Below are 10,603 nucleotides of genomic sequence, written 5' to 3' on the forward strand. Positions count from 1 at the left end.
CATCCTCGATGCGCTGCTCGGGCGTCCCCGTGATGGGGAGATCCAGGCCTTTCTTGACTTCGATCATAGTCTCGCCCAGTTGGTGGATCGGATAGATGAAGGAAAGGGGTTCGAATGGATTCGAATTCTTGTCGTCTCAGTACGTTACCAGTCGGGCCCGGGAGTTTCCCGTACCACCCCGAAAAATCCCCAGTATTATAAAGAGAAGGCCGGAAGATGACCACCTGAGCGAAGGTCGCAAGGGGTGACCTGGGGCAAGGGGGCGCCTAGCGCCTAGCGCCTAGCGCCTAGCGCCTAGCGCCTAGCGCCTAGCGCCTAGCGCCTAGCGCCTAGCGCCTAGCGCCTAGCGCCGCAGGATGATGCCAGCGCCGATACCACCGTCAACGAAGAAACCCACCGGACTCGACATCCGGTGGGTTTCTCGTTTTCTGCCTCGTCACCTGCCGCCCGTCACTGAACGGCTGGGCGCTAGGCGCTAGGCGCTAGGCGCTTGTACGCGGCAGCTTGCGGAAGTGCACGTTGGACATGTACTGCAGGATACGCACCACCTGGCAGCTGTAGCCGAACTCGTTGTCGTACCAGACGTAGAGCACCGCGTTCTTACCGTTGGCGATGGTCGCCTTGGCGTCAACGATACCGGCGTGGCGGTTGCCGACGAAGTCGGTGGAGACCACCTCGGGCGAATCGACGTAGTCGATCTGCTTCTGGAACGGCGAGTCCAGGGACATGCGACGCAGGAAGTCGTTGAGGGCCTCGACGTCGGTCTCCTTCTCCAGGCGCAGGTTGAGGATCGCCATGGAGACGTTGGGGGTCGGCACACGGATGGCGTTGCCGGTCAGCTTGCCGGCGAACTCCGGCAGCGCCTTGGCCACCGCCTTCGCGGCACCGGTCTCGGTCAGCACCATGTTGAGCGGCGCGCTGCGGCCGCGACGGTCGCCCTTGTGGTAGTTATCGATCAGGTTCTGGTCGTTGGTGTAGGCGTGCACTGTCTCCACGTGGCCGTGCTCGACGCCGAACTCGTCGTTGAGCACCTTGAGCACCGGCACGATGGCGTTGGTGGTACAGGAGGCCGCGGAGATGATGCGATCGTCGCCGGTCATGTCATCGTGGTTGATGCCGTAGACGATGTTCTTGATGTCGCCCTTGCCCGGCGCGGTCAGCAGCGCCTTGGCCACGCCCTTGCACGCCAGGTGCTGGCCGAGGCCCGCCTCGTCGCGCCAGATGCCGGTGTTGTCCACCACCACGGCGTTGTCGATGCCATAGGCGGTGTAATCGAGCTCCTGGGGCGAATCGGCGTAGATCACCTGGATGACGTTGCCGTTGGCGGTGAGGGTGCGCGCCTCCACGTCGACGCTGATGGTGCCGTTGAAGGGCCCGTGCACGGAGTCGCGACGCAGCAGGCTGGCGCGCTTCTCGAGGTCCTTGGCGATGTCACCGCGGCCGCGCACGACGATGGCACGCAGGCGCAGCAGGTTGCCGCCGCCGGCCTTCTCCACCAGCACCCGGGCCAGGATGCGACCGATACGGCCGAAGCCGTAGAGCACCACGTCCTTGGGCTCACCGTTGTTGCCGTTGGTATCGTGGCGGTCGACGATCTCGGCGAGCTCTTCACGCAGGAAGGCCACGGCGTCGCCGCCGCCCCGCTTCTTGAAGGCCACGCCCAGCTTGCCGACGTCGACATGGGCCGGGCCCAGGTTGAGCTCGCCCATGGCCTGGACCAGGGGGAAGGTGTCCTGGACGGAGAGTTCGGTCCCCTCGACCTTCCGCACGTAGCGGTGATCCTTCAGGATACGGATGACGCTGCGGTTGAAGAGCGAGCGACCGTAGAGGGTGGTGACCACGTTATTATGACGGTAGAGCTTACCGATCATCGGGATCATCTGCTCGGCAAGCGCCTGATTATCGTGCCATTCCTGAAAGACGGTATCGGAGGATTGTTGACTCACGTGCGGCCTCACTGGTGGGGTCAAGGGTTCGCCTTCATTATCCGGGGCGGGCTTCCGGGGTCAATCGCTGGATGGTCGCAGCCGGTGTAGCCAGATTACAAAAATTGCCGTTTGACTACACAAAAAGATACGCGATAAGGCGGACGGAACGACCCGCGGATGGGATCTGCTATCATGCGCGCTTCGCCCCCATCCAGGACCCCGGCGGGCCCCGCCCGTCGATTGACGACCGACGTGACCATGCCGAACTTCTCGCCGCTGGATCCGCCGCGCCCCCAGGGCCTGCGCGACACCCTCTACTGGCAGGCGCCCCAGGGCAGCGCCGGCGCCCTGGCGCTCGCTCGGCTTGCCGAAGACGCCCCGCTGCTGGTGATCACCGCCGACACCGCCCAGGCGCTGCGCCTGGAGGACGAGCTGCGTTTCTACAGCCGCATGCCGGTGCTGCCCTTCCCCGACTGGGAGACCCTGCCCTACGACAGCTTCTCACCCCACCAGGACATCGTCTCGGCGCGGCTGCGCACCCTGCGCCGCCTGCAGGACGGCGTGCACGGCATCGTGCTGGTGCCGATCAACACCCTGATGCAGCGCCTGCCGCCGGTTGAGTACATCGCCGGGCGCGTGCTGACCCTCGAGGTCGGCCAGACCCTCGACCGCGAAGTCTTCCGGGACGCCCTGTCCCGGGCCGGCTACCGGGCGGTGGAAACCGTCTATGAGCCCGGCGAATACGCCCTGCGCGGGGCGCTCATCGACCTCTTCCCCATGGGCACCGAGGCGCCGCTGCGCATCGACCTGTTCGACGACGAGATCGACACCCTGCGCACCTTCGATCCCGACACCCAGCGCAGCCAGGACAAGGTCGCGCGGGTGGAGCTGCTGCCGGCCCACGAGTACTCGCTGTCGCGCAGCGCCATCGCCTGCTTCCGCGAGGGCTTCGAGACCCTGTTCGACGTCGACCCACGCCAGTGCCCGCTCTACGTGGACGCCCTCAAGGGCATCCCCTCCCCGGGCCTCGAGCAGTACCTTCCGCTGTTCTTCGAAGAGACCGCCACCCTCTTCGAGCACCTGGCCGAGGGCACCCGGGTGGCCCTGCTGCCGGGCACCTTCGCCGCCGCCGAGCACCACTGGGCGGCCATCGAGGGCCGCTTCGAGAACCTCGGCGTCGACCCCACCCGGCCGCTGCTGCCGCCCCACCGCGCCTTCGTGCCGGTGGACGAGGTGTTCGCCGCCATCAAGCGCCACCCCCGGGTGGAGCTCACCGACGACCCCAAGCATCGCCATGCCCTCGCGCCCGCCACCCAGGCGCCCCCCCCGGTGGGCATCAACGCCCGGGCCAGGGAGCCCCTCGCCGAGCTGTCGACCTTCCTGGCGGAGCACGGCGACACCCGGGTGCTGTTCGTGGCCGAGTCCCGCGGGCGCCGCGAGGCCCTGGAGGAGGCCCTGGCCCCGCTGCGCCTCGGCCTGCCCCACGTGGCGGACTTCGCCGACTTCCTCGCCGGCGACGCGGCCATGGCCATCACCGAGGGTGAACTCGGCGCCGGGCTCTGGCTGAGCGACCCCGACCTCGCGGTGATCAGCGAATCCGAGCTCTACGGCGAGGTGGTACGCCAGAGCCGGCGTCGCGAGAAGGCCACCGACGCCGACGAGCTGGCCATTCGCCACCTCTCGGAGCTGCGCCCCGGCGCCCCGGTGGTCCACCAGACCCACGGCGTGGGCCGCTACAAGGGCCTCGAGACCCTCGAGGCCGGCGGCCAGGCCGCCGAGTTCGTCACCCTGGAGTACGCCGAAGGGGCAAGGCTCTACGTGCCGGTGGAGAGCCTACACCTGATCTCCCGCTACGCCGGGGCCGACGACGAGCTTGCCCCGCTGCACCGGCTCGGCTCCGACCAGTGGGAGAAGGCGCGACGCAAGGCGGCGGAGAAGATCCGCGACACCGCCGCCGAGCTGCTCGACATCTACGCCCGCCGCGAGGCCCGGGAAGGCTTCGCCTGCGCCCCGCCGGACGTCGAGTACGCGCGCTTCGCCGCCGCCTTCCCCTTCGAGGAGACCCCGGACCAGCGCGCCGCCATCGCCGCGGTGATCGCGGACATGACCGCGCCGCGCCCCATGGACCGGGTGGTGTGCGGCGACGTGGGCTTCGGCAAGACCGAGGTGGCCATGCGCGCCGCCTTCCTCGCGGTCCACTCCGGCCGCCAGGTGGTGGTGCTGGTGCCCACCACCCTGCTCGCCCGCCAGCACTTCGAGAACTTCCGCGACCGCTTCGCCGATACCGCGGTGAACATCGAGCTGGTCTCGCGCTTCACCGCCGGCAAGGGGCAGAGCGCGGCCATGAAGCGCATCGAGGAGGGCCAGGCGGACATCGTCATCGGCACCCACAAGCTGCTCTCCAAGTCCACGAAGCTGCCCAAGATGGGGCTTTTAATCATCGACGAGGAGCACCGCTTCGGCGTGGCCCAGAAGGAGCGCCTCAAGAACCTGCGCGCCGAGGTGGACATCCTGACCATGACCGCCACGCCGATCCCGCGGACCCTCAACATGGCGATGAGCGGCATCCGCGACCTCTCCATCATCGCCACCCCGCCGGCCCGCCGCCTGTCGGTGAAGACCTTCGTGCAGCAGCGCCAGGAGCCGGTCATCAAGGAGGCGGTCCTGCGCGAGATCCTGCGCGGCGGCCAGGTCTACTTCCTGCACAACGAGGTCAAGACCATCGAGACCGCCGCCGAGACGGTGCGCGCCCTGGTGCCCGAGGCGCGGGTCGGGGTCGCCCACGGCCAGCTGCCGGAGCGCGCCCTGGAGCGGGTGATGTCCGACTTCTACCACAAGCGCTTCAACGTGCTGGTCTGCTCCACCATCATCGAGACCGGCATCGACGTGCCCAGCGCCAACACCATCCTGATCGAGCGCGCCGACAAGTTCGGCCTGGCCCAGCTACACCAGCTGCGCGGCCGGGTCGGCCGCAGCCACCACCAGGCCTACGCCTACCTGCTGGCCCCCCATCCCAAGGCGATGACCAAGGACGCTGTCAAGCGCCTGGAGGCCATCGCCGGGGCCGAGGAGCTCGGCGCCGGCTTCACCCTGGCCAGCCACGACATGGAGATCCGCGGCGCCGGGGAGCTGCTCGGCGAGGAGCAGAGCGGCCAGATGGAGGCGATCGGCTACGGCCTCTACATGCAGATGCTCGACCGCGCCGTGGCCGCCATCCGCGCCGGCAAGACCCCCAACATCGAGGCGCCCCTGGACGAGGGGGTGGAGGTCAGCCTGGGCCTGCCGGCGCTGATCCCCGACGACTACCTGCACGACGTCCAGCAGCGCCTGGTGATGTACAAGCGCATCGCCAGCGCCGCCGACGAAGGCGAGCTCAAGGAGCTGCAGGTGGAGATGATCGACCGCTTCGGCCTGCTGCCCGCCCCGGTCAAGACCCTGCTGCGCCAGACGAAGCTGCGCCAGCGCGCCGAGGCACTCGGCATCGTCAGGCTCGAGGCGGGCCCCGAGCGCGGCCGGGTGATCTTCGGCGCCCAGACCCGCGTCGACCCCCTGACCCTGGTCAACCTGATCCAGCACGAGCCCGGCCGCTACCGGCTCGACGGCGCCGACACCCTGCGCTTCGAAGGCGAGATGGCCCTGGAGGAAGCCCGCTTCCAGGCGGTGGAGCAGCTGCTCGAGGTGCTCAACCGCAAGACGGAGGCAGCGTAGCAGGCCTTCGGCCAGGGGCGAGGAGCGAGGAACGAGGGGCGAGGAAGGCCAGGGACTGGGGGTGCGTGGGAGGCCGGCTCTGCCGGGCGAATGGCGCCGCAGGCGCCCCGGCGGTGTTGGTGAGGTGGGTATCCTCCGCGGGGAGTCCTCCGGACTCCATTCGCCCGGGGGACCCGGCCTCCCACCTCGGAACCCACAGAACAGCTTCACACCAAAGTGCGAAGAACCGATACATCGGGCTTCCACGCTGATAGGGGCAAGAGACGAGGGGCGAATGCCCTGCCCTCTGCCCTCCGGGCGCGGGGCGCTCTATACTAGGGGCAAGGCGTTTCATCGCAGCCGATTTCCACGGCACCGGGCAGGGATCGCTCGACGCCCATGACGAAGGATGTCGTCGACCCACCGGTCGGCGCCCCGCACGAGACGAATGACCTTCATGAACACCGCGACACTGGCCAGCCGTACCCTCCGCTGCGCCATGACCCTGGGGCTCACCGCCCTGCTCGCCACCGCCGCCCTGGCCACTTCCCGCTGCCCGAATCGGGTAACGTGATCGGCGAGTACTACACGGTCACCGTCCAGGAGGGTGACACCCTCGTGGATATCGCCCGGGAGCACAACGTGGGCTACGAGGCCATCCGCATGGCCAACCCCGACGTCAGCATCTGGGCGCCCTTCGCCGGCACCGAGGTGACGATCCCCAACCAGCACATCCTGCCCGATGCCAAGCGCGAAGGCATCGTCATCAACCTCTCCGAGATGCGGCTCTACTACTACTCCGCGCCCGGCGTGGTGGAGACCTACCCGATCAGCGTGGGCCGCGACGGCTTCGCCACCCCGGTGGGTGTGACCCGCACCACGGTCAAGGTGAAGGATCCCCACTGGTCGCCGCCCCGCTCCATGCGCGCGGAAGCCGCGGCCCGGGGCGAGCCGGCCCCTGCCGTGGTGCCCCCCGGCCCGGACAACCCCCTGGGCCGCCACGCCATCCTGCTCGGCATCCCCAGCTACCTGATCCACGGCACCAACATGCCCGACGGGGTCGGCATGCGCGCCAGCCGGGGCTGCATCCGCATGTTCCCCGAGGACATCGAGTCGCTCTACGAGCGCGTGCCCAGCGGCACCCGGGTGAACATCATCGACCAGCCCTTCAAGGCCGGCTGGTCCGAGGACGGTGTGCTCTACGCCCAGTCCTTCCCGCTGCTGGAGGAGAACGAGGGCACCTTCGAGCCGCTGCTCCACGCCATCGAGGCCGTGGCCAAGGCCTTCGGCGAAGAGCAGCCGCCGGTGGACTACGCCCGCCTGCGCAGCTTGGTGGAAGAGCCCGACGGCATGCTGGTCTCGCTGCTGCAGACGGCCCAGGAAGCCCCCACCCCGGCACCCGAGGCCGACGGCCTGTTCGGCGGCGAGCTGGAGCTGAGCGCGCGGTAAGCGCCTAGCGCCTAGCGCCTAGCGCCTAGCGCCTAGCGCCTAGCGCCCAGAGCATAAACAAGGAGCCGGTCTCATGGAGCCATGAGGCCGGCTCTTTTTCTGGTTCATCGCAGATCAGCGTGAAGCTGCCTTGTGGGAGCTCGGGTTCACCGACGGTTCGACGCCTCGACGAATGGCGCCGAAGGTGCCCCGGTGATGTTGCTTACGCTTACACCAGCCGCCTGGGAGTCCTTCGGCCTCCATTCGCCCGGCAGAGCCGAGACGTCGAACCGCGGCCTCCCACCAGAAACCTGCCAAGCATGTTCACGCTCAAGTGCGAAGAATCTTTTTTCTTCGCCCCCTGCCCTCTTTCGCAGCAAGGGGGGTAGTCGAAAGTTGCAGCATTGGCTCAAAAACGCCACCATGTCGGTTACGCGAATGAGGTTATATCCGCTCTATCGCCGCACGATATTTGACGTATGAAAAACCCCATGCCAAGGAAGGCAATATGATAATAGAGATACGAATGACTGAGCTAATCTTCGCCGCCTTAACGACGATCAGATTCACCCTCCGGCCAGGATTAGTCACGCAGAGAACAGGAGCCAGAACCGCCGAACCCAGACGACAACCGAACGAACATTGCATCGCCTGCATCCGCTGCGGGCCTGCAATAAGGATGAAGCAATGAACTTCAAATCTTACAAGGACCTGAGTAGCGACATTCACAACAACATCCATCAACTACAAGGCGCCGGCTATGATCTCGTGGTGGGCATCCCCCGCAGCGGGATGATTCCGGCCTACATGATCGCCCTGCTGCTCAACATCCACTGCACCGACCTGAACTCCTTTCTCAACAATGCCAGGATCGGCAAGGGCCGCACCCGGAAGAGCGCCTCATCGCTCGAGACCGCCTGGGATGCCCGAAAGGTGCTGCTGGTGGATGACAGCCTCAAGACCGGCAGCTCCATGCAGGAGGCGGTCGAGGCCGTCCATGAGCAGACCCCCCATGAGGTGACGTGCCTGGCCATCTATGTCGAGAAGCTCCGGCAGAGCTGCGTCGACCTCTCCTTCGAGGCGGTGCCCGGGCCCCGCATCTACCAGTGGAACCTGTTCCATCAGCCGGTCATGCGCAGCGCCTGCATGGAGCTCGAGGGCGTCCTCTGCCAGCCCCCCAGCGGCGAGGCGCTCACCGATGAAGGGCACTATCGGGACTACCTGGCCGAGGCACTCCCCCTCGTCCTGCCCACCTACCGGATCGACTGCATCTCCACCGCACGCCCGGAACGCTACCGCGAGCGCACGGAGCGCTGGCTGGAAAGGCACGGCATCGAGTATGTTCGGCTGGTCATGCGCGACGAGACGGACGATGACGAGCACGAGCGTTTCGAGCAGATCGCCCGCCACAAGGCCCGCTGCTACCAGGCCTCGGAGGCCAGGCTCTTCATCGAAAAGGAACGGCCCATGGCCACCCGGATCGCCGCACTCTCGGGCAAGCCGGTTCTCTGCCTGGATGACAGCGAGATCCACCGGCCCGGCATGCTCTCGGTGGCCAGGAACGGCAAGCAACACCTGGTCAGGATGGGCATCATGAAGACCCAGCGGCGCTTCTTCCTGGCTCTGCCCGATTCGGCTGAGCTGACGCTTCGCAACGCCTACCGCCGGCTGTTTCGGTAGGCTATGGCCGAAACACCGGCCCAGGATCCCGACCGATGGAGCTCCACGCCCTGCTCGACGACGTTCACGCCATTGCCCAACGGGCCGCCGAGGCGATCCTGAGCGTCTACTCCCGCGGGTTCAGCGTCGAGAAGAAGGCGGACAGCAGCCCCCTGACCGAGGCCGACACGGCCGCCCATGCGGTGATCGTGGCCGGCCTTGACGCCCTGCCCCAGGGCATTCCGGTGCTCTCCGAGGAGGATACCGAGGGCTTCGCCGGCCCGGATGCCGACGGCCGCTACTGGCTAGTGGACCCCCTGGACGGCACCAAGGAGTTCATCAAGCGCAACGACGAGTTCACCGTCAATATCGCCCTGATCGCCGGCGGCCGGCCGGTGCTTGGCGTCGTCGTGGCGCCGGCACTGGGTGTGGCCTATCTCGCCGCCGAGGGGGTGGGCGCCTTCAAGGTCGAGCCGGGCGCAGGCCAGCATGGCGTGCGCCGACCGATCCGCGTGGCCGGCCAGCCCGCCCCGGGTGCCCCCTGGCGGGTGGTGGGCAGCCGCTCCCACCCAGGCCCCGGCCTGGCCGGCTGGCTGGAAGGGCTCGGCCCCCACGAGCTGGTGGCCATGGGCAGCTCGCTGAAGCTCTGCCTGGTGGCCGAGGGCGCGGCGGATGTCTACCCCCGTCTCGGCCCCACCTGCCTGTGGGACACCGGCGCCGCCCAGGCGGTGGTGGAGCAGGCCGGCGGCCGGGTGGTAACCCTTGGGGGCGAGCCGCTCTCCTACGCCACCCCGGCCCGGCCCCTCAATCCCGACTTCGTCGTCTGGGGCCACCGGGCGTGACCGCCGCCCGCTGGCACGTGTTCTCACGGCGCCAGAACGCCGAAGCCCGGCGCAGGGCCGGGCTTCGGGGGGGGCGGGGCCAGGGGCCCGGTAGCAGCGGTACGGCGCCTCAGCGGCCGAGGGCCGCGCCGCGCCCCACCGAGTAGTAGGTGAAGCCCTTGGCGGCCATGCGCGCCGGCTCGTAGAGGTTGCGCCCATCGAAGAGGGTCGGCTCGGCCAGCTGCTGCTGGATCAGCGCGAAGTCCGGGGCGCGGAAGCTCTGCCACTCGGTGACGATCACCAGGGCATCGGCCCCCTTCAGGGCGGCCTCCTTGGTGCCGCACAGGGTCAGCTCGTCGCGGGTGCCGTAGAGCCGCTGGGCCTCCTCCATGGCCTCGGGGTCATAGGCCTGCACCCGGGCACCGGCCGCCCACAGCGCCTCCATCAGCACGCGGCTCGGCGCCTCGCGCATGTCGTCGGTGTTGGGCTTGAAGGCCAGCCCCCACACAGCGAAGGTCCGGCCGGCCAGCTCGCCCCGGTAGTGGCGGTGGATCTTGTCGAACAGGGTGGTCTTCTGGGCGGCGTTGCGCGCCTCCACCGCCTTCAGCACCCGGGCCTCGAAGTCGATCTCGTCGGCGGTGCGGATCAGCGCCTGCACGTCCTTGGGGAAGCAGGAGCCGCCATAGCCCACCCCGGGGTAGATGAAGTGATAGCCGATGCGCGGGTCGGAGCCGATGCCGCGGCGTACCGCCTCGATATCCGCGCCCAGTCGCTCGGCCAGGTTGGCCATCTCGTTCATGAAGCTGATCTTGGTGGCCAGCAGGCAGTTTGCGGCGTACTTGGTCAGCTCGGCGCTGCGCACGTCCATCACGATGATCTTCTCGTGCTGACGGCTGAAGGGCGCGTAGAGCTCGCGCATCACCTCCACGCTCGCCTCGCTTTCGGTGCCGATGATGATGCGGTCGGGCTTCTGGCAGTCGGCGACGGCACTGCCCTCCTTGAGGAACTCCGGGTTGGAGACCACATCGAAGCTCAGCTCCTCGCGGCCCCGCGCCGCCAGCACCTCGGCCACCCGCGCCC

The 10,603-nt window shown here is 67.9% G+C and carries 6 protein-coding genes and 1 pseudogene; 5 read left to right on the forward strand and 2 right to left on the reverse strand.

The window, feature by feature from the left end:
• On the forward strand, positions 1-220 hold a 220-nt coding region (locus tag J5F18_RS13625; protein WP_346299148.1), incomplete at its 5' end, for a hypothetical protein.
• Positions 221-482: 262 nt separating this feature from the next.
• Here the strand turns inward: J5F18_RS13625 and J5F18_RS13630 are convergent.
• Positions 483-1,946 carry a glyceraldehyde-3-phosphate dehydrogenase gene (locus J5F18_RS13630; protein WP_346299149.1) on the reverse strand — a complete coding sequence of 488 codons (1,464 nt, stop codon included), beginning with the start codon at positions 1,944-1,946 and terminating at the stop codon, positions 483-485.
• A gap of 240 nt (positions 1,947-2,186) precedes the next feature.
• Between J5F18_RS13630 and mfd the strand changes: the two genes are divergently transcribed.
• The 4 genes and pseudogenes from mfd (at position 2,187) to cysQ (ending at position 9,544) form a co-directional block, all read left to right on the forward strand.
• Positions 2,187-5,636 (forward strand): transcription-repair coupling factor, encoded by a 3,450-nt coding sequence (gene mfd / locus J5F18_RS13635; RefSeq protein ID WP_346302233.1) that lies wholly within the window; start codon positions 2,187-2,189, stop codon positions 5,634-5,636.
• Positions 5,637-6,155: 519 nt separating this feature from the next.
• Positions 6,156-7,064: pseudogene (locus J5F18_RS13640) on the forward strand (L,D-transpeptidase family protein); the annotation flags it as partial.
• A 666-nt stretch (positions 7,065-7,730) separates the two neighbouring features.
• The gene (locus tag J5F18_RS13645; protein WP_346299150.1) at positions 7,731-8,723 is read left to right on the forward strand and encodes a phosphoribosyltransferase family protein; all 993 of its coding nucleotides are present in this window, start codon (positions 7,731-7,733) and stop codon (positions 8,721-8,723) included.
• A 35-nt stretch (positions 8,724-8,758) separates the two neighbouring features.
• Positions 8,759-9,544: a 3'(2'),5'-bisphosphate nucleotidase CysQ gene (gene cysQ / locus J5F18_RS13650; protein ID WP_346299151.1), complete on the forward strand. Its 786-nt coding sequence runs from the start codon at positions 8,759-8,761 to the stop codon at positions 9,542-9,544.
• Between the two features lie 109 nt (positions 9,545-9,653).
• Here the strand turns inward: cysQ and J5F18_RS13655 are convergent.
• A partial coding sequence (locus J5F18_RS13655) for a UDP-glucose/GDP-mannose dehydrogenase family protein (RefSeq protein WP_346299152.1) occupies positions 9,654-10,603 on the reverse strand: 950 nt, incomplete at its 5' end.

Source organism: Halomonas sp. BM-2019 (genome assembly GCF_017584085.1).